Source organism: Streptomyces sp. NPDC001744, from assembly GCF_042892575.1.
Taxonomy (GTDB): domain Bacteria; phylum Actinomycetota; class Actinomycetes; order Streptomycetales; family Streptomycetaceae; genus Streptomyces.
This window is the reverse complement of sequence record NZ_JBIAUG010000018.1, coordinates 1-22673: the sequence shown is the minus strand read 5'-3', so window position 1 is coordinate 22673 and position 22673 is coordinate 1. Positions and strand designations below refer to the sequence as shown.

General features: G+C 74.7%; 22 protein-coding genes. 13 read left to right on the top strand and 9 right to left on the bottom strand.

The window, feature by feature from the left end:
- The first annotated feature begins 221 nt into the window (after positions 1-221).
- Positions 222-1016 carry a site-2 protease family protein gene (locus tag ACFYZY_RS21195; RefSeq protein WP_388696315.1) on the top strand — a complete coding sequence of 265 codons (795 nt, stop codon included), beginning with the start codon at positions 222-224 and terminating at the stop codon, positions 1014-1016.
- A gap of 6 nt (positions 1017-1022) precedes the next feature.
- Here ACFYZY_RS21195 and ACFYZY_RS21190 read toward each other — a convergent pair whose 3' ends face one another.
- A complete protein-coding gene (locus ACFYZY_RS21190; RefSeq protein ID WP_388696313.1) occupies positions 1023-1259 on the bottom strand; it encodes a hypothetical protein in 237 nt (78 codons plus the stop codon).
- A 59-nt stretch (positions 1260-1318) separates the two neighbouring features.
- Positions 1319-2077, bottom strand: coding sequence for an NADPH-dependent F420 reductase (gene npdG / locus ACFYZY_RS21185; RefSeq protein ID WP_388696310.1), 759 nt, complete (start codon positions 2075-2077; stop codon positions 1319-1321).
- A 171-nt stretch (positions 2078-2248) separates the two neighbouring features.
- On the opposite strand from npdG, the gene ACFYZY_RS21180 reads away from it, so the two are divergent.
- Together ACFYZY_RS21180 and ACFYZY_RS21175 are read left to right on the top strand one after the other, a co-directional pair.
- Entirely contained in the window at positions 2249-2851 is a 603-nt protein-coding gene (locus tag ACFYZY_RS21180; protein WP_388696308.1) for a hypothetical protein, read from the top strand.
- 185 nt (positions 2852-3036) lie between these two features.
- A complete protein-coding gene (locus ACFYZY_RS21175; protein ID WP_388696305.1) occupies positions 3037-4341 on the top strand; it encodes an MFS transporter in 1305 nt (434 codons plus the stop codon).
- Positions 4342-4486: 145 nt separating this feature from the next.
- Here ACFYZY_RS21175 and ACFYZY_RS21170 read toward each other — a convergent pair whose 3' ends face one another.
- Entirely contained in the window at positions 4487-4717 is a 231-nt protein-coding gene (locus ACFYZY_RS21170) for a hypothetical protein (RefSeq protein ID WP_388696303.1), read from the bottom strand.
- A 59-nt stretch (positions 4718-4776) separates the two neighbouring features.
- Here ACFYZY_RS21170 and map point away from each other — a divergent pair, with 59 nt between their 5' ends.
- Together map and ACFYZY_RS21160 are read left to right on the top strand one after the other, a co-directional pair.
- The gene (gene map, locus ACFYZY_RS21165) at positions 4777-5634 is read left to right on the top strand and encodes a type I methionyl aminopeptidase (RefSeq protein ID WP_388696301.1); all 858 of its coding nucleotides are present in this window, start codon (positions 4777-4779) and stop codon (positions 5632-5634) included.
- Between the two features lie 115 nt (positions 5635-5749).
- The gene (locus tag ACFYZY_RS21160; protein WP_388696299.1) at positions 5750-6400 is read left to right on the top strand and encodes a heme oxygenase (biliverdin-producing); all 651 of its coding nucleotides are present in this window, start codon (positions 5750-5752) and stop codon (positions 6398-6400) included.
- Positions 6401-6418: 18 nt separating this feature from the next.
- Here ACFYZY_RS21160 and ACFYZY_RS21155 read toward each other — a convergent pair whose 3' ends face one another.
- Positions 6419-7087 carry a PhzF family phenazine biosynthesis protein gene (locus ACFYZY_RS21155; RefSeq protein ID WP_388696297.1) on the bottom strand — a complete coding sequence of 223 codons (669 nt, stop codon included), beginning with the start codon at positions 7085-7087 and terminating at the stop codon, positions 6419-6421.
- A gap of 289 nt (positions 7088-7376) precedes the next feature.
- On the opposite strand from ACFYZY_RS21155, the gene efeO reads away from it, so the two are divergent.
- From efeO to ACFYZY_RS21135, 4 genes are all read left to right on the top strand, one after another.
- Complete coding sequence (gene efeO, locus ACFYZY_RS21150) at positions 7377-8531, top strand: iron uptake system protein EfeO (RefSeq protein WP_388696295.1); 1155 nt, start codon at positions 7377-7379, stop codon at positions 8529-8531.
- 14 nt (positions 8532-8545) lie between these two features.
- Complete coding sequence (gene efeB / locus ACFYZY_RS21145) at positions 8546-9826, top strand: iron uptake transporter deferrochelatase/peroxidase subunit (RefSeq protein WP_388696292.1); 1281 nt, start codon at positions 8546-8548, stop codon at positions 9824-9826.
- A 94-nt stretch (positions 9827-9920) separates the two neighbouring features.
- Positions 9921-10814 (top strand): iron uptake transporter permease EfeU, encoded by an 894-nt coding sequence (gene efeU, locus ACFYZY_RS21140; protein ID WP_388696290.1) that lies wholly within the window; start codon positions 9921-9923, stop codon positions 10812-10814.
- Complete coding sequence (locus ACFYZY_RS21135) at positions 10771-11784, top strand: hypothetical protein (RefSeq protein WP_388696288.1); 1014 nt, start codon at positions 10771-10773, stop codon at positions 11782-11784. The genes efeU and ACFYZY_RS21135 overlap by 44 nt, the downstream gene beginning before the upstream one ends.
- Before the next feature lie 167 nt (positions 11785-11951).
- Here ACFYZY_RS21135 and ACFYZY_RS21130 read toward each other — a convergent pair whose 3' ends face one another.
- A complete protein-coding gene (locus ACFYZY_RS21130) occupies positions 11952-12731 on the bottom strand; it encodes a bifunctional DNA primase/polymerase (RefSeq protein ID WP_388696285.1) in 780 nt (259 codons plus the stop codon).
- Positions 12732-12835: 104 nt separating this feature from the next.
- Positions 12836-13630, bottom strand: coding sequence for a TetR/AcrR family transcriptional regulator (locus ACFYZY_RS21125; RefSeq protein ID WP_388696283.1), 795 nt, complete (start codon positions 13628-13630; stop codon positions 12836-12838).
- Positions 13631-13808: 178 nt separating this feature from the next.
- Between ACFYZY_RS21125 and ddaH the strand changes: the two genes are divergently transcribed.
- On the top strand, positions 13809-14639 hold the full coding sequence (ddaH, locus tag ACFYZY_RS21120; RefSeq protein ID WP_388696280.1) for a dimethylargininase: 831 nt from the start codon (positions 13809-13811) through the stop codon (positions 14637-14639).
- 216 nt (positions 14640-14855) lie between these two features.
- Here ddaH and ACFYZY_RS21115 read toward each other — a convergent pair whose 3' ends face one another.
- A complete protein-coding gene (locus ACFYZY_RS21115) occupies positions 14856-15833 on the bottom strand; it encodes a small ribosomal subunit Rsm22 family protein (protein ID WP_388696277.1) in 978 nt (325 codons plus the stop codon).
- A gap of 9 nt (positions 15834-15842) precedes the next feature.
- Positions 15843-17270 (bottom strand): multidrug effflux MFS transporter, encoded by a 1428-nt coding sequence (locus tag ACFYZY_RS21110; RefSeq protein WP_388696274.1) that lies wholly within the window; start codon positions 17268-17270, stop codon positions 15843-15845.
- 70 nt (positions 17271-17340) lie between these two features.
- Between ACFYZY_RS21110 and ACFYZY_RS21105 the strand changes: the two genes are divergently transcribed.
- Complete coding sequence (locus tag ACFYZY_RS21105; protein ID WP_388696271.1) at positions 17341-18363, top strand: Gfo/Idh/MocA family protein; 1023 nt, start codon at positions 17341-17343, stop codon at positions 18361-18363.
- Here ACFYZY_RS21105 and ACFYZY_RS21100 read toward each other — a convergent pair.
- Complete coding sequence (locus ACFYZY_RS21100) at positions 18350-19981, bottom strand: alkaline phosphatase D family protein (protein ID WP_388696269.1); 1632 nt, start codon at positions 19979-19981, stop codon at positions 18350-18352. The two genes, ACFYZY_RS21105 and ACFYZY_RS21100, sit on opposite strands and share 14 nt — an antisense overlap.
- A gap of 135 nt (positions 19982-20116) precedes the next feature.
- Here ACFYZY_RS21100 and ACFYZY_RS21095 point away from each other — a divergent pair, with 135 nt between their 5' ends.
- Complete coding sequence (locus tag ACFYZY_RS21095; RefSeq protein WP_388696266.1) at positions 20117-20860, top strand: SDR family oxidoreductase; 744 nt, start codon at positions 20117-20119, stop codon at positions 20858-20860.
- Positions 20861-21204: 344 nt separating this feature from the next.
- Positions 21205-22673 (top strand): hypothetical protein (locus tag ACFYZY_RS21090; RefSeq protein ID WP_388696263.1); only part of this gene is annotated, 1469 nt, incomplete at its 3' end.

Below are 22673 nucleotides of genomic sequence, written 5' to 3'. Positions count from 1 at the left end.
GGGGCCGGGGCCCCGGGGCGGAGGCCGGACGCCAGGGGGGAGGCCGGACGCCGGAGGCGGAGGCCGGACGCCAGGGGGCGGAGACGGAGGCCCCGCAGGCGAAAGCCGGGGCCCGGAACCGGGTCCGCCCCCGGTACGTTCCCCGCACACCACCCCGCACCGACCCCGACCCCGACCCGCCCCCGTACCGACCCGTCCCCGTCCCCTTGGGAGCCCCCACCATGACCACGGCCACCACCCGGAGCCACGAGCGGCGGATCAGCCCCGTCTTCCTGGCGATCCTCGCCGTCATGGCCGTCACCGGCTGGGCGGTGTGGACGGACTTCGCCGCCCTGCCCGGTCTGGCGGTCTTCCTCTTCGTGACCTCGGCCTGGGTGGTGTCGCTCTGCCTGCACGAGTACGCGCACGCCCGGACGGCCCTGTACGGCGGGGACGTCACGGTGGGCGCCAAGGGCTACCTGACCCTGAACCCGCTGGCGTACACGCACGCGGTGCTGAGCGTCGTGCTCCCGGTGCTCTTCGTGATCATGGGCGGGATCGGCCTCCCGGGCGGCGCGGTCTTCGTCGACCGGGGCCGGATCGGGAGCCGCTGGAAGCACAGCCTGGTCTCGGCGGCGGGTCCCCTGACCAACGTGCTCTTCGCGCTGGTCTGCACGGCCCCGTTCTGGCTGGACGCGCTGGACGGCGTGCCGCCGGCCTTCCGGTACGCGCTCGCGTTCCTGGCGTTCCTCCAGGTGACGGCGGCGCTCCTGAACTTCCTGCCGGTGCCGGGGCTCGACGGGTACGGGGTCGCGGAGCCCTGGTTGTCGTACGGCCTGAAGCGGCGGATCGAGCCGTACGCGCCGTACGGCTTCTTCGTCGTGATCGCCCTGCTGTTCGTCCCGGCGGTCAACGGGGCGTTCTTCGACGCGATCGACGCGCTGATGCGGGCCCTCGGGGTGCCGGAGGCGAGCCGGTACTGCGGCGCGCGGCTGTTCCGGTTCTGGGAGGGGACGCCGGAGTTCTGCGGGGCCTGAGGCGGATCAGCCCCGCGCGGCGGCCTTCTCGACCCTGGCGCGGCGGAGGTAGTACCAGGCCATGTTGGAGGAGAGGCCGGCGAGGAGGATCCAGACGACGCCGAGGAAGCTGCCCTCGACGAAGGAGACGACGGCCGCGACGACGGCGAGGACGCAGACGACGGAGGCGTAGAGGGCGAGGCGGGGCATGGGGGTCGGCTCCTGTCCGGGTACGGCTGACGGTGCCCGTCCAGTGTCCCCCATGCCCGGAAGCTTCCGTTCTCCGGCTCGCCCTCCCGCCCGCGCGCCCCGCCCCGGCCGCCTCAGACGTCGGTGATCCGGAGGCCCGCGTGGGCCTTGTAACGGCGGTTGACCGAGATCAGGTTGGCGACGAGCGACTCGACCTGGTGGGCGTTGCGCAGCCGGCCGGCGAAGACGCCGCGCATGCCGGGCACGCGGCCGGCGAGGGCCTGGACGATCTCCACGTCGGCGCGCTCCTCGCCGAGGACCATCACGTCGGTGTCGATCTCCTCGACGGAGGCGTCCTGGAGGAGGACGGCGGAGAGGTGGTGGAAGGCGGCGGTGACCCGGGAGGCGGGGAGGAGCGCGGCGGCCTGTTCGGCGGCCGAGCCCTCCTCGGGCCTGAGGGCGTAGGCGCCCTTCTTGTCGAAGCCGAGGGGGTTGACGCAGTCCACGACGAGCTTGCCGGCCAGCTCCTCGCGCAGCGACTCCAGCGTCTCCGCGTGGCCGTCCCACGGCACGGCGACGATCACGACGTCGCTGCGGCGGGCGGTCTCGGCGTTGTCGGCGCCCTCGACGCCGTGGCCCAGCGCCCCGGCCGCCTCCCGCGCGCGCTCGGCCGAGCGGGAGCCGATGATCACCTTCTGGCCGGCCCGGGCGAAGCGGTGGGCGAGGCCGCGGCCCTGTTCGCCGGTGCCGCCGAGGACGCCGACGACGAGGTGGGAGACGTCGGGGAGGTCCCACGGGTCCTTGGGCGCCTTGGACCGCTGGGACGCTTCGGAGGCCGTGGGGGCGGCGGGGGCGGCGGGGTCCTGGGGCGCGCTGGGGGAATGCGAAGTCATGGACCCGACATTACCCAGCGGCGGGGCGGCCGGGCCGTACCCGTACGGGAGACCCCCGGGGTCCGGGGCGCGCGACGCCCCGTGGTCCCCGGGGCGCCCGTGGGACCCGTACGGGTGGAACCCTCGGAATCGGGCCGCACGCGGGCCCGGCGTGGTGCAGGATGCGGGCGCATGGACGCCGTACGGGTCGCGCTGCTGCGGGACGTGCTCGCCGGGACGGAGTGGCCGGGGGCGGCCCGCCGGTTCGCGGGGACGCTCCGTTCCTCGGTGACGGCGCACCGGGGCGGGCTGCTCCTGGTCGGCACCGAGGAGTACGAGCCCTGGCACCTGGCGGCGCACCTGGTGGACGAGTCCGCCTGGTCGGGACTTCCGGAGCTGGCGCCGACGCTGGTGCGGCACCGGGTGCGGCCGGGCGCCCCGGCGCACCTGGCGGTCGGTCTGGGCCGGCTGGAGACGGCGGGGCGCGGGGCGACGCTCCTGGTGGTGGCCCCGGAGCGGCCGGACGCGGGGCTGCTCCAGCGGGTGCACGACGCCCGGCGGGCGGGGGCGACGGTGCTGGCCCTCGACGGGGGCGACACGGAGGTGCGGGGGCTCGCGCACGAGACGCTGACGGTGGCGGAGGGGGCGGAGGTGGACCTGGACACCGTGCAGCACCTGGTGAGCGCGGCGGCCGGGGAGAACAGCGTGCCGTCGCCGCGCGGCGGCCGCCGTCTCCGGGACCGTCTCGCGGAGCTCGTGGACCGCCTGACGGCGCCGCCGCCGCCGCGCTGGTAGGCCCCGGCACGGCACGGTCTCCCCACGGACCGCCGGACGGGACCCGGCACGGTCTCCCCACGGACCGCCGAACGGGGCCTTCCCCGTTTCGTCCGGTCGCCTCCGGCACCTCCCGTACGGGACCTCCCCGCTTATCCGGTTGCCTCCGGCACCTCCCGTACGGAACATGGCCCCTCGTGTCCTCCGTGCTCTCGAAGTTTTCCGCCGTTCTGCCCGACCTGGCGCCCTGGCGCGCCTCGCGCGACTTCCGGCTCCTGTGGGTCCAGGGGCTCGTGACGTTCTTCAGCAGCGCCATGGCGATGGTCGCCCTGCCGCTGCAGATCAAGGAGCTGACGGACTCGCCGCTCGCGGTCGGCGCGATGGGCGCGGTCGAGCTGGTGCCGCTCGTGGTGTTCGGCCTGTACGGCGGGGCGCTCGCGGACGCGGTCGACCGGCGGCGGGTGATCCTGTGGACCGAGGCGGGTCTCGGCGCGCTCGCCGTGGTCCTGCTGGTCAACGCGCTGCTGCCGGAGCCGATGCTCTGGCCGCTGTACGTGGTCGCGGCCGGGGTGTCGGCGCTCGCGGGGCTCCAGCGGCCCGCGCTCGACTCGCTGTTCGCCCGGATCGTGCCGCACGAGCATCAGACGGCGGCGGCGGCGCTGAACTCGCTGCGCTGGCAGACGGGCGCCATCGCGGGCCCGTCGATCGCGGGCCTGGTGGTGGCGTACGCGGGCCACGCGCCCGCGTACGCGGTGACGGCGGGCGGTTTCGCGGTCTCGGTCCTGATGTGCCGGGGCCTCTCCCCCGCGCCGCCCGCGCACGACGCGGAGAAGCCGTCGCTGCGGGGGATCGCGGAGGGCGCCCGGTACGCCTGGTCGCGGCCCGTGCTGCTCGGCACGTACGCGATCGACATGGCGGCGATGTTCTTCGCCTTCCCGAACGCGATCTTCCCGTTCCTCGCGGACGACCTGGACGCGGACTGGTCGCTCGGCCTGATGTACGCGGCGGGGTCGGTCGGCTCGCTGGTCCTGGGGCTGACCAGCGGCTGGACCTCCAAGGTGCGGCGGCACGGCCTGCTGGTGGCCGGCGGGGCGGCGGCCTGGGGCCTGGCGATCGCGGCGGCCGGCCTGTTCGGGAACGTCTGGCTGGTGCTGCTGTGCCTGGCCTTCGCGGGCGCGGGCGACATGCTGAGCGGTCTGGGCCGCTCCACCATCTGGAACCAGACGATCCCGGAGGAGCTGCGCGGCCGGCTCGCCGGCATCGAGGTGCTGTCCTACAGCGTCGGCCCGCAGCTGGGGCAGGTGCGGGCGGGCGTGATGGCGGGCTGGACCGGCACCCGGACGGCGATCTGGACGGGCGGAGTGGCCTGCGTGGCCTCGGTGGGGCTGCTCTGCCTGGCGCTGCCGAAGCTCATGACGTACGACTCCGGGACGGACGCGGACTCGTTGCGCCGGAGGGCGCAGCAGGCGGCGGCGGAGAAGGCCCGCACGGAGACCACCGGGGCCGCCTGAGCCCGCGCGGGGCCCCGGCCCGGCCCCGGACGGCCCCGGACGCGGGGCCCCGGCGCGGGCGGGGCGGGTGCCCGGGGCCGGGCCCCCGGGCCTCCGTGCCGTTCCTGCTCGGTCCTGCTCGGGTCACTCGGGTCCTACCCGGTTCCTACTCGGGGTCCTCGTCCTTCCCCGCGCGGTCGTGCCAGCGCGGGTCGGTCTCCCACTCCAGGTTCCGCTCGCGGGCGGTCTCCAGGGCGTGGGCGGCCTCCGCACGGCCGGGATACGGGCCGAAACGGTTCTTCGCGGGGCAGTCGGGGCCTTCCTCGACCTTCTTGTGCTCCAGGCAGTAGTACCACTCGCCCGGTTTGCCCGTGGTGCGCTTCTTGAACAGGGCCATCGTCGGCTCCTTCCTCCGGAGATCATGGTGCCCCGGACCCGGTCGTTACACTCGCTGGCATGTCTGGCCAGTCGCTTCTCGTACCGGGGGAACTCTCCCCCCACCGCTCCGTTCCGGGCTCCATCCGCCGCCCCGAGTACGTCGGGAAGCCCGCCCCGGCCCCGTACACCGGTCCCGAGGTGCAGGATTCCGACACCATCGAGCGGATGCGGGTCGCCGGCCGCATCGCCGCGCGGGCGATGGAGGAGGCCGCCAAGCACATCGCCCCGGGGGTGACCACCGACGAGCTCGACCGGGTCGCGCACGAGTACATGTGCGACCACGGCGCCTACCCGTCCACCCTCGGCTACCGCGGGTTCCCGAAGTCCCTGTGCACCTCGGTGAACGAGGTGATCTGCCACGGCATCCCGGACTCCACGGTGCTGCGGGACGGCGACATCGTGAACCTGGACGTCACGGCGTACATCGACGGCGTCCACGGCGACAACAACGCCACCTACCTCTGCGGCGACGTGGACGAGGAGTCGCGACTGCTCGTGGAGCGGACGCGTGAGGCCCTGAACCGGGCGATCAAGGCGGTGAAGCCGGGCCGCCGGATCAACATCGTCGGGCGGGTCATCGAGTCGTACGCCAAGCGCTTCGGCTACGGCGTCGTGCGCGACTTCACCGGGCACGGCATCAACACGTCCTTCCACTCCGGTCTGATCGTGCCGCACTACGACTCCCCGCACCACACGACCCTCATCCAGCCCGGCATGACCTTCACCATCGAGCCGATGCTGACGCTCGGCACCCACGACTACGACATGTGGGACGACGGCTGGACCGTGGTGACCAAGGACCGCAAGCGGACGGCCCAGTTCGAGCACACCCTCGTGGTGACGGAGACCGGGGCCGAGATCCTGACGTTGCCCTGACCCGGAAAGCGGGTAGCCCTTCTTGCCGACAGGACGTCGGGAACCGGTTGACTTAGGTAAGCCTAAGTCGACAGGATCGTCACCGGTACCCGTCCCCCCGGCCCGGAGGTACGCCTTGGACACGCCCTTCTCGACGCTCATCCGCACGGCGTCGCAGGATCAGCACACCGAAGCGGAGACGTCGTCCTTCATGGGCGACCTCCTGGGCGGGCGCCTCGGCGTCGACGCCTACGCGCGCTACACGGAGCAGCTCTGGTTCGTCTACCGGGCCCTGGAGGAGGGCGCGGAGGCGCTGCGCGGGGACCCGGTCGCCGGACCGTTCGTCCGGCCCGAGCTGTTCCGCACGGCCGCCCTGGAACGGGACCTCGCCCATCTGCGGGGCCCGGACTGGCGGGCCGGCCTCGCGCCGCTGCCGGCCACCGCGGCGTACGCCGAACGGGTCGCCGAGTGCGCCCGCGACTGGCCCGCCGGCTACGTGGCCCACCACTACACGCGCTACCTGGGCGACCTGTCGGGCGGCCAGGTCATCCGCGACCGCGCGGAGCGCGCCTGGGGCTTCGCGCGCGGGGGCGACGGAGTCCGCTTCTACGTCTTCGAGGAGATCCCCAACCCGGCCGCCTTCAAGCGGGCCTACCGGGAGCTGCTCGACGGGGTGGACGCCGACGACCTGGAGAAGCAGCGGATCGTGGACGAGTGCCGGCGCGCCTTCGGCTTCAACAGCGCGGTCCTCCGCCGGCTCGGGAGCGAGTTCCCGCTGAGCGCGTGACGCCCGTACGGGGCGGGGTCAGCGGGTGAGCGTGCCCTCCAGGCGGACGCGCCCGCCCAGTTCCACGACGCCGTCGGGGCCGGGGGCCGTGAGCAGCTGCGAGCCCCGGCCCTGCGTGATGTTCAGGGCCCGCCCCAGCTCCGCCGTGAGGAGCAGCGCCGCCGCCCCGGTCGCCTCGTCCTCGTCGATGCCGTCGCCGCGCCCCGGGAAGGCCCGCGCCCTGATCCGGCCCGCCGCCTCCTCCTCCCAGGCCCAGGCGTAGATCCACTCGCCGGGCTCGGGCACCTCCAGCGCCTCGACCTCGGCCGCGGAGGCGTACCGGCGCAGGGTGCGGGGCGGGGCCCATTCGGCGCGCGCCTCGATCCAGGTGAACTCCCCGTCGCCGCGGACCCACACCTCGCCCGCCGGCGGGTGGACGACCTCCAGGTCGAGGAGCCAGGCCGCGCCGACGAGCGGATGTCCGGCGAACGGCAGCCGCAGGCCGGGCGTGTAGATGTCGACGGTCCCGCGCTCCGGGTCGTCCACGAACACCGTCTCGCTGAAGCCGAGCTCCTTGGCGAGCGCCTGCCGCGACGCCTCGTCGGGGTGGGTACGGGCGTCCCGCACGACCCCCAGGGCGTTCCCGTGCCGGCCGTCGCCCGCGCAGAAGACCCGCAGGACGTCGATGTCAGTGGCGGTCGCGTTCATGACGGAATTGAACCACCCGGTCACGCGGCGGCAGGGCGGCATCCGGGATACGGGCGGCGCGGGACGGCGGCCGGACGCCCGCCGCCGACGGGCCGGAACCCCCGCCCGTCCACCCCCCTTGACCCTTCCTTGACCGCGGCCTGAACCCTTCTTGGAGCCCCCGTGACCTCTCCGTGTCCGATGTGCCGGGGATGAGAGCCGGATCACTGGACGGACCGGTATGACCACGGTAAGCCTCCGCTAAGTTAGGTCCGCCTCAGTTCCCCGTCCCGCCGTCCCTGGAGCCCCCATGCGAGCCGTCCGCCTCTCCGTCGTCACCGCCGCAGCGACCGCCGCGGCCCTGACCGCCGTCACGGGCTGCGCGGAGAAGGGCGGCGGCGACGCGAAGGACGGCGCGATCACCGTCGTCGCCAAGGACGACTCCTGCGAGGTGTCGAAGAAGGAGTTCCCGGCCGGACACGTGAAGCTGGCCGTCGAGAACCGGGGCTCCAAGGTCACCGAGGTCTACGTCCTCCACCCGGACGACCGGATCGTCACCGAGCGCGAGAACATCGGCCCCGGCACCAGCGCCACGCTCACCGCCGAGATCAAGCCCGGTGACTACGCGATCACCTGCAAGCCCGGCATGAAGGGCGCGGGCATCCGGCAGCAGGTCAAGGTCACCGGCGGTACCGCCGCCGCCGGGCGCTCCCCCGAGATGGACGCGGCCGTCGCCGCCTACCGCCAGTACGTCCTGGCGCAGGCCGAGGAGACCCTCCCCAAGGTGAAGGTCTTCACCGACGCCGTCCGCGCCGGGGACGTCGAGGCCGCGAAGAAGGCGTACGCCGTCTCCCGCGTCGGCTGGGAGCGCACCGAGCCGGTCGCGGAGTCCTTCGGCGACATCGACCCCAAGGTGGACGTCCGCGAGGACGGCCTGGAGGACGGCCAGGACCCGGCGAAGGACTGGACCGGCTGGCACCGCCTGGAGAAGGCGCTCTGGCAGGACAAGAAGATCGACACCCGGGAGAAGGAGCTCGCGGACGCCCTGGACAAGGACCTCGCGGACTGGGTGAAGCGGGTCGGCAGGGCCGAGATCACCCCGACCTCCATGGCCAACGGCGCCAAGGAGCTCCTGGACGAGGTCGCGAGCGGCAAGGTCACGGGCGAGGAGGAGCGCTACTCCCACACCGACCTGGTCGACTTCAAGGCGAACGTCGAGGGCGCGCAGATGTCCTTCGGCCTGCTGAAGCCGGTCGCGTCGAAGAACGACCCCGCGCTGGTCGCCGAGCTCGACAAGCAGTTCGCCGCCCTGAACGCGCTGCTCGACAAGTACCGCGCGGACAAGAGCGGCTACGACTTCACCCCGTACGACAAGGTCGGCAAGGAGCAGCGCAAGGAGCTGTCGGACGGCGTCAACGCGCTGGCCGAGCCGCTCTCCAAGCTGGCCGCCGCCGTCGTCAAGTGACCGGAGGCCCCGACATGAGCGAGCCCATTGACAGGGGCGACAGGACCGCCGCGCGGGAGACCGCCGCGCCCTCCCGCCGCACGGTCATCGGCTGGGGCGGCGCCGGGCTCGCGCTCGGTGCCGCCGCGGCCGGTGGCGCCGTCGCGCTGACCCGGGACGGGGGCGGCGCGGAGCCGGTCGCCGACGGCGGTCCGGCCGTGCCCTTCCACGGCTCGCACCAGGCCGGCATCGCCACCGCCGTGCAGGACCGGCTGCACTTCGCGGCCTTCGACGTGAAGACGCGGGACCGGGCGGAGCTGGTCCGGCTGCTCCAGGACTGGACGCGGGCCGCCGAGCGGATGACGGCCGGCTCCGAGGTCGGCGAGGGGGCGTACGGCGGTCTGCCGGAGGCCCCGCCGGACGACACCGGCGAGGCCCTCGGCCTCAAGCCCTCCCGGCTCACCCTCACGATCGGCTTCGGGCCCTCGCTCTTCGACGGGCGCTTCGGCCTGAAGGACAGGCGCCCCGGGGCCCTGATCGACCTGCCCCGCTTCCCCGGCGACAACCTGGACCCGGCCCGCAGCGGCGGCGACCTCTGCGTCCAGGCGTGCGCGGACGACCCGCAGGTCGCGGTGCACGCCATCCGCAACCTCGCCCGGATCGGTTTCGGCCGGGTCGCGGTGCGCTGGTCCCAGCTCGGCTTCGGCAAGACGTCCTCGACGACCCCGGACGCCCAGACCCCGCGCAACCTCTTCGGCTTCAAGGACGGCACCCGCAACATCGCGGGCACCGACACCGCCCGCCTCGACGAGCACGTGTGGGTCTCCGGGAAGGACGCGCGGGGCCCGGCGGCCTGGATGGCCGGCGGCTCGTACCTCGTCGCCCGCCGCATCCGCATGAACATCGAGACCTGGGACCGGACCTCGCTCGCCGAGCAGGAGGACGTCTTCGGCCGCGACAAGCGCGAGGGTGCCCCGGCCGGAAGGGCGAAGGAGCACGACGAGCCGTTCCTGAAGGGGATGAAGCCGGACGCGCACGTCCGGCTCGCCCACCCGGACAGCAACGGGGGCGCGGCGATGCTGCGCCGGGGCTACTCGTTCACGGACGGCACGGACGGTCTCGGGCGCCTGGAGGCGGGGCTGTTCTTCCTCGCGTACCAGCGGGACGTCCGCACCGGGTTCCTGCCGGTGCAGACCTCGCTGGCCCGTTCCGACGCCCTCAACGAGTACGTCCAGCACGTGGGTTCGGCGGTGTTCGCGATACCGCCGGGCGTCCGGGACACCGGCGACTGGTGGGGCCGGGCCCTGTTCTCGTGAGCCCGGCCCGCGCCCACCCCGGCCCGTACCGTCCCGGTCCGCGCCACTCCGGTCCACACCACTCCGGTTCACGCATTCCTGGGAGGGAGCCGACGTGTTCGGTAACTATCTGATCGGCCTCCGCGAGGGCCTCGAAGCCAGCCTGGTCGTCTGCATCCTCATCGCGTACCTGGTGAAGACCGGGCGGCGGGACGCGCTGAAGCCGGTCTGGGCCGGCGTCGGCGTGGCCGTCGGCGTCGCCCTGGCCTTCGGCGCCGGGCTCGAGTTCGGCTCCCAGGAGCTGACCTTCGAGGCGCAGGAGCTGCTCGGCGGCTCGCTGTCGATCGTCGCGGTGGTCCTGGTGACCTGGATGGTCTTCTGGATGCGGCGCACGGCCCGGCACCTCAGGTCGGAGCTGCACGGGAAGCTGGACGCGGCCCTCCGGATGGGCACGGGCGCGCTGGTCGCCACCGCCTTCCTGGCGGTGGGCCGCGAGGGCCTGGAGACGGCGCTCTTCGTGTGGGCGTCGGTACGGGCGGCCTCCTCGGGCGGTTCCGAGGGCACGTACGCGCCGCTGGCCGGGGTCCTCCTCGGCCTGCTCACGGCGGTCCTGATCGGCTGGCTGTTCTACCGGGGCGCGGTGCGGATCAACCTGGCGAAGTTCTTCACCTGGACCGGCGGGATGCTGGTCGTGGTGGCGGCGGGCGTCCTCGCGTACGGCGTGCACGACCTCCAGGAGGCGCGCTTCCTCGGCGGCCTCGCGGACAAGGCGTTCGACGTCTCGGAGACGATCCCGCCGGACAGCTGGTACGGCACGCTCCTGAAGGGCGTCCTCAACTTCCAGCCGGACCCGACGGTCCTTCAGGTCACGGTGTGGGCGCTGTATCTGGTCCCCACGCTCGCGCTGTTCCTGGCCCCGATAGGGTCGGGTGCGTCCACGCGGCTGAAGAAGCAGAAGGCGACCGATGAGAAGGCTGAGGCTGGGGCGAGCACCGAGAAGACCGCTTGAGCGGCGGTCGGCGGGGCTGCTCGCGGTGACCGCCGCCGTGACCGTCCTGGCCCTGACGGCGAGCGGCTGCGTCACGGTGCACGGCGAGACGGCGCTGGTGCCGCCGGCGACGGAGGCCGAGGCGGCGCGGGCCCTCGCGGACTTCACGAGCGCCTTCAACCGGGCCGACAAGGCCCTCGACCCGGCCCTGGACGCGGACCGGGTCACCGGTCCGTTCGGGGAGATCAACCAGGCGGGTCTGCGGGCCCGCGCGGTCCTCGCGCCCGACGGCAACACGGAGCACAAGCCGCTGGAGCTGACGGACGCGCGCTTCCTGCTGCCCCGCAAGGCGGGCTGGCCGCGCTGGTTCGTCGCGGACGCCGCCTCCAACCTGAACACCGGCCGGCGCTGGCTCCTGGCCTTCGTGCGCAACGGTCCCGGGCAGGGGTGGGAGGCCGCCCACCTCGCCGTCCTGGCCGGGAGCGAGGTGCCCGCGTTCGCCGAGGAGGAGGGGTACCCCGTGCCGGTCGCCGCGGACACCGGCGCGCTGGCGGTCGCGCCCGGGAAGCTGGGCGCGGAGTACGTGGCGTACCTGAAGGACGGGCGGGAGGGGCCGTTCGCGGCGGGCCGGCACACCACGGAGTGGCGGGCGCAGCGGCGGAAGACGGCCGAGCGGCCCGGTCTCGCCACCCAGTACGCCGACCGGACCGCCGACCAGGGGGACTTCGCGCCGCTGGCGCTGCGGACCCGGGACGGCGGCGCGTTCGTCTTCTTCGCGATCCGCTACTTCGAGCGGCAGACGGCGGCGCGGGGCTACCGGCCCAAGGTGAGCGCGGACGTCAAGGCGCTGATGACCGGCACGGTCAAGGACACGGTCACCCGGGAGTGGGTGTCCGGCCAGGCGGCCCTGGTGAAGCCGAAGGGCGCGGACCGGGAGGCGGTCACGGTGGTGGGCCGGCTCCAGGGCGTGGTGGGAGCGGTGGGCTCGTAGCGCTCCCGGCGCACGGCGGGCCGGCGCCGTCCGGTCCCGCCCCGTGGGGCTCTTCCCCGTCCGGCCGGGCCCCGGCGGTCCGGCGCGAAACGGTGGGCCGGCGGATCAGTACGGGTCAGCGGGTCAGTACGGGTCAGCGGGTCAGCGGGTCAGTACGGGTCAGCGGGTCAGCGGGTCAGCGGCCAGGCGATCTCGTGGGCCGCGTGTCCGTCGTCGCCGTCCGCCCCGCGCTCGGCGGCGTGGCGGGCGCAGGCGTCCTGAAGGGTCTCCAGGAGGTTCAGCGGGTCGGGCAGCGGGTGCTCGGGGCCGCGCAGCCAGGAGACGACCGGGTGGGCGTCCTCGTCCCCGGGAAGGCGGGCCGGCGGTACGAGGACGTAGCTGCCGCGGCAGTGCCAGCGGAGGCCCGGGTGCTCGTCCATGGTCTCCGGGTGGCAGTCCAGCTCGCAGGGCCACCACTCGTCCTCGTCCTCGGGGGTGCCGCGGGTGGCGGTGAAGAAGAGCATCCGTCCGCCCTCGGGGCGGGCGTCGGCCGACTCGGCGACGGGACCGACCTCGACGCCCTCGGCGAGCAGGCGCTCCAGGGCGGCGCGGCCGGCGGCCAGCGGCACGTCGAGGACGTCGTGGACCATGCCGGTGGCGGTGATGAAGTTCGCCGCGGGCTCGTTGCGGGCCCAGCGCTCGATCTGGGCGGGGTCGGTGGTCGACTGGGTCTGCCAGGCGAAGGAGACGGGGTGCCGGCCGGGGGTGGGACAGCCGATCCGCTCGCAGGAGCAGCTGTAGCCGACCGGGTACGCGGCGGGGGCCAGGGGCAGCCCGGCGGCGGCGGTGGCCAGGAGCAGCTTCTCCCGGTCGCCCTCGTCGTCGGCCGCGGTGCGCTTGGGACGCCTGCGCAGCCACTGCGCGAGTCTGCCCTCCGTGCCGCGGTAGCGGTCGATGCCGTCGCCCATCTATCCCCTCACAACCTCGTGCTCGCCCGTTCGGCTCCGCCCATGGTCCCACCATCCTGCGCTCCGGGTGACCGGAGTGCGGAACCGGGGTGCCCGTCCGGTCGTCAGGGCCTCGGGGCGAGGCCGCGCAGGACGTGGTCGACCAGGGCGTCGGCGTAGGCGTGGGTGAGCGGCAGGGTGCGGTGGAGCCACCGGTGGTGGAGGGGCCCGACCAGGAGTTCGACGGCGAGGCGGGGGTCCGTGCCGGGGTCGACCTCTCCGGCGGCCAGGGCGGCTTCGAAGCGGCGCACGTAGAGCTGGAGCTGGGGTTCGAGCAGCGCCCCGGTGAAGCGGGCGCCCAGCTCGGGGTCCACGATCCCCTCGGCGGCGAGGGCGCGGGCGGGGACGTCGAAGACGGGGTCGTTCAACTCGTCCACGGTGGCGCGGAGGACGTGCTTGAGGTCGGCGGCGAGGTCGCCGGTGTCGGGGATGCCGCCGGTGTCGGGGATGCCGCCGGTGTCGGGGATGCCGCCGGTGTCGGGGATGCCGCCGGTGTCGGGGATGCCGCCGGTGTCGGGGGTCCCGCCGGTGTCGGAGGTCCCGCAGGTGTCGGAGGTCCCGCCGGTGTCGGGGGCCCCGCCCGCCTCCTCCCCGTCGCGGGCCCCGCCGGGCCGGGCCGCCCCGTCCACGCGGGCCGCCAGGTCGAGGAAGGCGTCGAGGAGGACGGCCGCCTTGGAGGGCCACCAGCGGTAGATGGTCTGCTTGCCGACCCCGGCGCGGGCGGCGATGCCCTCGACGGTGGTCCGCGCGTAGCCGTTCTCGGAGACGAGGGCGAGGGCGGCGTCGAAGATGGCACGGCGGGAGCGTTCGCTGCGGCGGGAGGCGTCGGGTGCGGCCTTGGCGGGCCCGGTCCTAGACATGCGCCCAACCTAGCATCAGGCGAGACGTGACGTCTCGCCTGATCGGGCGGTCCGCGAACCACCCGAACGGTCCACTGCGCGGAGGGCCCCGAAGGCGGACCATGGGGTCCACCCCGTCCCGGCATCCCGGTGCCCCGGTGTCCCGGTCCTTCCCCCTCCCGTCCGTGAGGAGCCCCTCTTGCGCACCACTCCGCGCGCGTCCTCGCCCCGCCGTTACCTGATGTGCCCACCCGCGCACTTCGCGGTGACGTACTCCATCAACCCCTGGATGGACCCCGCCAAACCGGTCGACGTCCCCCTCGCCCTCGCCCAGTGGGAGGATCTGCGCGACCGCTACCGGGCGCTCGGCCACACCGTGGAGCTCCTGGAACCGGACCCGGCGCTCCCGGACATGGTCTTCGCGGCGAACGGCGCCACCGTCGTCGGGGGCCGGGTCCTCGGCGCGAGGTTCGCGCACCCGGAGCGCGCGGCCGAGGCCGCCGCGCACCTGGCGTGGTTCCGCCGCAACGGCTGGGCGGAGGAGGACCTGCGGACGCCGGAGCACGTGAACGAGGGCGAGGGCGACTTCGCCGTCACCGCCTCCTGGATCCTCGCCGGGCGCGGCTTCCGCTCCAGCCCGCTCGCGCAGGGCGAGGCGCAGGAGTTCTTCGGCCGGCCGGTGATCGGCCTGGAGCTGGTGGACCCGCGCTACTACCACCTGGACACGGCGCTGTGCGTCCTGGACGACGCCCGCGACGAGGTCATGTACTACCCGGACGCCTTCTCCCCCGGCAGCCGCGCGGTGCTCGCCCGGCTCTTCCCGGACGCCCTGATCGCGACGGCCGAGGACGCGGCGGCCCTCGGCCTCAACGCGGTGAGCGACGGCCGGAACGTCCTGCTGCCGCAGGCGGCGGTGGGCCTCTTCGGGCCGCTGCGCGAGCGGGGCTTCGCGCCGGTCGGCATGGACCTGAGCGAACTCCTCAAGGGCGGCGGCAGCGTGAAGTGCTGCACCCAGGAGCTGCGGCCCTGAGGGGAGCCCCGGAGGACCCGTAGGGCTTGCGGAGCCCCTTCGGCCAGGCGCGCACGGTAGAAGCCCTTCACGGCGCGGGCGGGCGGCGTCGGCACCACGCTCGCCCTCGTCGGCCTCATGGTGACCGCCGCCTCCGGGCTGCCCGGCGCCGAGCAGGGCACGGCCACCGGCATCGCCACCATGACCCAGCAGGTCGGCACCGCCCTGGGCGTCGCGTCAGGACCCGTCCGCCCCCGGCGGCCACGGGTCGCCCCACTCCACGTCACGGGCCCGCTTGTAGAGGGGGCCGTGGCGCTTGGTGACCGTCTCGCGCGCGAGTCCGTCCGGACCGCACAGCTCCAGGAGGACCAGGCCCTTGCGGATCTGCGGCCTCCGGACGACGCGGGAGGGGGCCGGGACCACCGGGACGCGGGTGGCCGCCACGTACGCGTACTTCTCGTCCTCGTACGCCAGCGAACCGCCCTTCACCTGCCGGTGGAGCGAGGAGCGGCTCACCCGGGCCGAGAAGTGGCACCAGTCCGTGCCGGGCACGATCGGGCAGGCCCCGCTGTGCGGGCAGGGCGCGGCGACGGTGAACCCGGCCCCGACGAGCAGGGCCCTGGCCTCGATGATCCGCTCGTAGCCGTCCGGGGTGCCCGGCTCGACCACGACGACCGTCCGCGCGGCGCGGGCCGCCTCGGCGACCAGCGACGCCCGGTCGGCCTCCGTCAGCTCCTTGAGCACGTACGAGACGGTGACCAGGTCCGTGTCGGCGAGGCGCAGCGCGCCGCCGATCCGCTCGCGCCGCCACTCCGCGTCCAGGACGCCGCCGGCCAGCTCGCGGCCGAGCGCGAGGGCGGGCTCGGCCCAGTCGAGGACGGTCGTACGGGGCGGCCGTCCGCCCCACGCCTCCGCGACGGCCCAGCTCGCCGCGCCCGTACCGCCGCCGACGTCGGTGTGGGTGCGCGGCTCCCAGTCGGGCGCGGCGTCCCGCAGGGCGGCGAGGGCGCCCCGTACCGCCTCGAAGGTCGCCGGCATCCGGTACGCGGCGTACGCGGCGACGTCGGAGCGGTCGCGCAGCACGGGGGCGTCCGTCGGGGTGGTGCCCCGGTAGCTGGCGATCAGCCGCTCGACGGCCCGGGCGGTCCGGTGGGGCGGGAGGCCGTCGAGGACGGCGGCGAGGGCGGCGCGCAGGGAGTCGGCGGAGGCGTTCACCGAGACAGTCTAGGCGGCGGAGCCCCGTGCCTTCCCGGCCGCCGGGGCGGGCACCGCGCCCGCGTCGGCCCGCCACGGGCGGCACAGGCCCAGGAAGCAGGCTAGGGCGAGGACGGCGCAGGTGAGCTGGACGACGGCCATCGGGACGGCCGTGTGCTCGCCCGCGATCCCGACCAGCGGGGAGGCGACGGCGCCGACGAGGAAGGACGAGGTGCCGAGGAGGGCGGAGGCGGACCCGGCGGCGTGCGGGGTGCGCATCAGGGCCTGGGCGTTGGTGTTCGGCATGGCGAGGCCCATCGCGGACATCAGGACGAAGAGCCCGGCGGACACGGGCACGAGCCCGGCCTTCCCGAAGACGCCGGTGGTCATCAGGAGCAGCGCGGTCGCGGCGAGCAGGATGGTGCCGAGGCCCCAGCCGAGCGCCTTGTCGAGGCTGACGCGGCCGACGAGGAGCTTGCCGTTGATCTGGCCGACGACGACGAGGCCCACGGAGTTGAGGCCGAAGAGCAGGCTGAAGGTCTGCGGCGAGGCGCCGTAGAGCTCCTGCACCACGAACGGCGAGGCCGATATGTAGGAGAAGAGGACCGCGAAGGCGAGGCCGCCGGTCAGCATGTAGCCGGTGAAGACCCGGTCCGCGAGGAGGCCCCGCATGGTGCGCAGGGCCTCGCCCACCCCGCCCTCGTGCCGCCGCTCCGGCGGCAGCGTCTCGCCCAGGAAGCGGTGGACGACGACGGTGAGCAGGACGCCGATGGCGGCGAGGACGTGGAAGACGCCCCGCCAGTCGGTGATCCGGAGGATCTGGCCGCCGATGAGGGGGGCGACGATCGGGGCGACGCCGGAGATCAGCATCAGGGTGGAGAAGAAGCGGGCCATCTCGACGCCGTCGTAGAGGTCGCGGACGACGGCGCGGGCGATGACGATGCCGGCGGCGCCCGCGAGGCCCTGGAGCAGCCGGAAGCCGACGAGCGTCCCGGCGGTGGGCGCGAAGGCGCAGGCCGCGGTGGCGAGGACGTACACGACCATGCCGGCGAGCAGCGGGCGGCGGCGGCCCCACTTGTCGCTCATGGGGCCGACGACGAGCTGGCCGAGGGCCATTCCCGCGAGGCAGGCGGTGAGGGTGAGCTGCACGGTGGCGGCGGGCGCCCCCAGCGCCCCGGTGACCTCGGGCAGCGCCGGGAGGTACATGTCCATGGAGAGCGGGGGGAGGGCGGTGAGGCCGCCCAGGACGAGGGTGACGAGCAGTCCCGTCCGCCGGGCGGCGGTGACGCCGGGGGCGGCGGGCGCGGGAGCGGTGACGCCGGGGGCGGCGGGGTCGGGGGCCGCGGCGGGGACGCCGGCGGCGGCGAGGGCGCCGGGCGCGTCGGGAGCGACGGGCCCCGTTTCGTCTCTGTTCCCTCGCGTCGTCTTCTGACCGCTCTCCGGCATCGATCGCTCCATTTCGTTGAAACCTTGCCTATGCTCTCAGCTCGACCGGCGTGGTCGAGACCTCTGCGAGACGGGCGGGGACATGGGAACGGGTGGGCACACGGGCGAGAAGGTGCGCTGGGGGATCCTGGCGACGGGCGGCATCGCGGAGCGCTTCACCACCGATCTGCTGACGCTCGACGGCTCCGAGGTGGTGGCCGTGGCGTCCCGCAGCGAGGCGCCCGCGAAGGCGTTCGCGGAGCGGTTCGGGATACCGAGGGCGTACGGGGAGTGGGCCGGTCTCCTCGCCGACGAGGACGTCGACGTGGTGTACGTGGCGACCCCGCACCACGCGCACCGGGCGGCGGCCGGCCTCGCCCTGGAGGCGGGGAAGGCGGTGCTCTGCGAGAAGGCGTTCACGCTCAACGCCCGGGAGGCGGAGGAGCTGGTCGCGCTCGCCCGGGACCGGGGCCTCTTCCTGATGGAGGCCATGTGGACGTACTGCCATCCGCTGGTCCGGCGGATCGCGGAGCTGGTGCGCGACGGGGCGATCGGCGAGGTCCGCACGGTCCAGGCGGACTTCGGGATCGCGGGCCCGTTCGCGGCGGACCACCGGCTGCGGGACCCGGAGACCGGCGGCGGGGCGCTGCTCGACCTGGGGGTGTACCCGGTGTCGTTCGCGCAGCTGCTGCTCGGGGAGCCGGACACGGTCCGGGCCCACGCCCTGCTCTCGCCGGAGGGCGTCGACCTGAACACGGGCGTGCTCCTGGGCTGGTCCGGGTCGGGGGCGTCGGCCCTGCTGTCCTGCTCGATCGTCGCGGACACGCCGGGGACGGCCTCGGTGACGGGCACGCTCGGGCGGATCGACGTGCCGCGCTCCTTCTTCGCCCCGGAGCGGTTCACCCTGCACCGCGACGGCCGGGAACCGGAGGAGTTCGTGGCGGAGGGCGACCCGCACTCCCTGCGGTACGAGGCCGCCGAGGTGGCGCGCTGCCTGCGGGCGGGCGGGACGGAGTCCCCGCTGGTACCGCTGGACGGTTCGCTCGCGGTGATGCGGACGCTCGACGCGGTACGGGACCGCATCGGCGTCCGCTACCCCGGGGAGGCCCCGCTCACGCGGGGGTGAGCCCCGGGTTGCCCGCCTCGGTGACGAAGGAGGCGGCGGTGGTGACGGGGGCGCCCGGGGTCGTCACGTACGGGACCGTGCGGAAGTCGGCGCGGGCGCTCTCCCGGTCGAGGGAGACCTTCACGTAGCCGCGCCGCCCGTGGAAGAACCGCAGGTGCGGGTTGGCCCGCATCAGTTTGTCGTAGTTCGCGGGCCGGTCGGCGCCGTCCTTGCCGCTGGTGATCGAGGTGGTGACGATCTCGGTGCCGACGGTCCGGGAGGACGGGTCGCGGAAGTCGGCCTTGAGGTCGAGGCCGTAGGCCACGTGGACGTCGCCGGTGAGCACCATCAGGTTCTCGACGCCGGCGGCCTCCGCGCCCGCCAGGACGCGCCGCCGGGAGGCCGGGTAGCCGTCCCAGGAGTCCATGGAGAGCTTGAAGTCGGCGGTGGGCCGGTCGCGGCGCTCGGCGAACACGACCTGCTGCGGCAGGACGTTCCAGCGGACCCGGGAGCGGCGCCAGCCGTCGAGCAGCCAGCGCTCCTGGGTGGCGCCGGTCAGGGTGCGCGACGGGTCCTCGGACGCGGGGCCGGGGACCTGCCAGCCGTCGCCGTACGCCTGGTCGGAGCGGTACTGGCGGGTGTCGAGGATGTCGAACCGGGCCAGGCGCCCGAAGGACAGCCGCCGGTACAGCCGCATGTCGGGGCCGTCGGGGAGCTGGGGGCGGCGCAGCGGCTGGTGCTCCCAGTAGGCGCGGTAGGCGGCGGCGCGGCGGAGCAGGAACTCCTCCGGCGGGACGTCGTTCTCGGGGGTGTCGCCCGCGTAGTTGTTCTCGGTCTCGTGGTCGTCCCAGGTGACGACGAAGGGGTGGGCGGCGTGCGCGGCCCGCAGGTCGGGGTCGGTCTTGTAGAGGGCGTAGCGCAGCCGGTAGTCCTCCAGGGTGATCGTCTCGCGGTTGAAGACGGCCGGGAGGACGCGGTCGGTGTGGGCGCGGGCGCCGCCGGTGGCGTTGACGGCGTACTCGTAGAGGTAGTCGCCGAGGTGGAAGACGACGTCCACGTCCTCCTCGGCGAGGTGGCGGTAGGCCGTGAAGTAGCCGTCGTGGTACGCCTGGCAGGAGACGGCCGCGAGCGAGAGCGCCGCGTTGTGGGCGCCGGGGGCGGGGGCGGTGCGGGTGCGGCCGACGGGGCTGGTCCAGGCGCCGGCGCGGAAGCGGTAGAAGTACACGCGGCCGGGCTCCAGGTGCTCGACCTCGACGTGCACGGTGTGCCGGAACTCCGGGTGGGCGGTGGCGGCCCCGCGCCGCACGGGCCGCCGGAAGCGCTCGTCGCGGGCGAGTTCCCAGTGGACGGTGACCCGGTGGGCGGGCAGTCCGCCGTCGGGCTCGAAGGGGCGGGGCGCGAGCCGGGTCCAGAGCAGGACGGAGCCGGGCAGCGGGTCGCCGGAGGCCACGCCCAGGGTGAAGGGGTCCTCGGTGACGTGCCGGGCGTCGAGTTCGGCGGCGGCGGCCGAACCGGCGGCGGGCAGCTGGGTGGCGAAGGCGAGCGCGGCGGCGGCCCCGGTGGCGGTGAGGAATCTCCGCCGCCCGAAGTGGCGTGCGGCGGCCCGGAGTTCCCCGGAGTGCTGGTGGATTTGGTTCATGTGCCCCTCCCCTGACGGTTGCTGTGCGCACGTCATTCCACGGGCACGGGGCGACACGGCGCTGTCGGCCACGGGGCATCCACGTGTCGGACGGATGAGTTCACGGGGCACGCGTCTCGCGTACGCTGCGCCCCCATGAGCATCGCAGTGGTGACGGGAGCGGGTTCGGGCATCGGCCGGAACGTGGCGCTCGCCCTCGCGGCGGCGGGCTGGTCGGTGGCGCTCGCGGGCCGCCGTGCGGGCGCCCTGGAGGAGACGGCGGCGGCCCTTCCGGCGGGCGACTTCCTGTGCGTCCCGACGGACGTGACCTCGGAGGACGAGGTGGCGGCCCTCTTCGCGGCGGTACGGGACCGGTACGGGCGCGTGGACCTGCTCTTCAACAACGCGGGGACGTTCGCGGGCGGCGGCGTCCCGGTCGAGGACCTGGACCCGGCGACCTGGCGGGCGGTGGTGGACGTCAACCTGACGGGGGCGTTCCTGTGCGCGCGGGCGGCCTTCCGGGCCATGAAGGAGCAGGAGCCGCGGGGCGGCCGGATCATCAACAACGGCTCGGTCTCGGCCCACGTGCCGCGCCCGCACTCGATCGCGTACACGGCGACGAAGCACGCGGTGACGGGCCTGACGAAGTCCCTCTCCCTGGACGGACGTCCGTACCGGATCGCCTGCGGCCAGATCGACATCGGCAACGCGGCGACCGACATGACGGCCCGCATGCGGACGGGCATCCTCCAGGCGAACGGCGAGCTGGCCCCGGAGCCGGTGATGGACGCGGCGGACGTGGCGGCGACGGTGGTCCACATGGCGAACCTGCCGCTGGAGGCGAACGTGCAGTTCGCGACGGTGATGGCGACGGCGATGCCGTACGTCGGCCGGGGCTGAGCCCGGCCGACGTACGGCCCCGGTCGGGGCGTTGTCCTCGTGCCCGGGTTCCGGGGAGGTATGCGCGGCGGCGCGGAGTGCCCGGGGTACCCGGGGACACGGGGCGGGGGCCGGGGCGGGCAGCGAGGGCCGGGGCGGGCGGCGTCCGCCCGCCCCGGCTCCCCGGGGAACCCCGCCGTACGCACGCGCGTGTCGGCGGCCGGGCTCGGGCCACCCGGGCGAGCGGGACGGGCCGTACACGGGCCGCCGTGGCTCCGCCGCGACGGGGCCACGGCCTCTCGGCACGGTGACGACGGTGGTTACGCTTCGGCCCGTCGCCAAGGACAGATTCGGGAGCGTGTGCAATGAGCGGGCAGGAATTCGACCGGGCCGGGGCCGTCGTCCGGACCTTGCGGGAAGCGGCCCGCCGGGGTGTGGAGGGATGCGAGCTGTCCGCCGGCTTCACGGACGCCGAGATGGACGGCTGGGGGGTGCCGGTGCCGCCGGAGGTACGGGCCGTGCTGCGGGAGATCGGCGGCGTGCGCCTCGCCGGCTCCCCCGGCGAGACGTACAGGTTCGGCCCGCACCGGCACATCGAAACCCTCGACGGCTTCTGGCGTCTGGGGGACATGGAGACCGGCGAGGGCTCGCTGCTCGTGGGCGCGCGGGCCGCCGGATGGGGACCGGTGGTGAGCGCGGACCAGTGGAGCGACGTGTGCGAGGTGACGGTCGAGGCGCCCGACTTCCTCGGCTGGCTCACCGACCGCGCCGAACGCCTGGTGTCCGGCGTGCCGGGCCGGCCCGGACCGAAGGCGTCCGTCGAGGCGGTGGCGAGCATCGAGGTGGCGGGAGGAGCCGACGCGGAACTCGCCGGACTGGTCGGGGAGGGCGACTCGTTGACCGACCTGGTCGACCTGCGGGCCCTGCCCGACTACCCGTGCCGGGTGAACTGGGAGCCGTACTTCTCCAACGCGGACGACACACCCGGTACCGGAAACAGCGTGGTCCACTACCGCCTGGCGGGCGACGGCCGGGCGATGCTGCTGCACAGCGAGGTCACCGGGGACTTCCTGAGCCGGCCGGTGCGGCGGCACGCGGTCCCGGCGGACGCCGCGGCGCGGTCGACGGCCGAACTGCGCGCGCTCGCCGAGGAGTTCCCGGGCTACGTGACGATCGCCCCCGGCTGCGACGACACGGAGATGGACGGGTGGCCGGTCCCGGTGCCCGAGGACGTCCGCCGGGTGCTGCGGGAGACCGGCGGGGTGACGGTCGAGGGCATGCCCGGACTGTGGATGCGCCCCCGGGAGGCCGGGGCCGGGACAGACCCGGAAGTGCACCGGATGCTGGGCGGCGACGGCACGTACTGGCCGCTGGCCGAGGTCCACGGCCAGAGCGTCAGCACCCTGGTGCAGATACGCCTCGACCCGGAAACCGGGGAGTGGGGATACGCGGTCTCCGTGCCCGCCGACGTCCCGTCCCTGCGGGGGTACCCGGAGGTGACGCTGCTCGCGGAATCGCTGCCCGCCCTGCTCCTGGAGTACGCCCGGCGCGCCCGCCGGGCCACGGCCGGGCCCGGCTTCGCGGGCCGGGCAGCCGACGGCGGCGACTGGCTCTTCTGCAACACCGGGAACCCGTGGCCGCGCCCCGTCGAGGTGACCGAGTGGAACGGCTCGGCCGATCCGCTCCTGGCGGAGGCGGGGGGGGGGGGGGGGGGGGGCGCGGCCCCCCCCCCCCCCCCCCCCCCCCCCCCCCCCCCCCCCCCCCCCTGGCGGCGGCCGCCGCCCCCCCCCCCCCACCCCCCCCGGCGGGGCCCCCCCCGCCCCCCCGGGGGGCG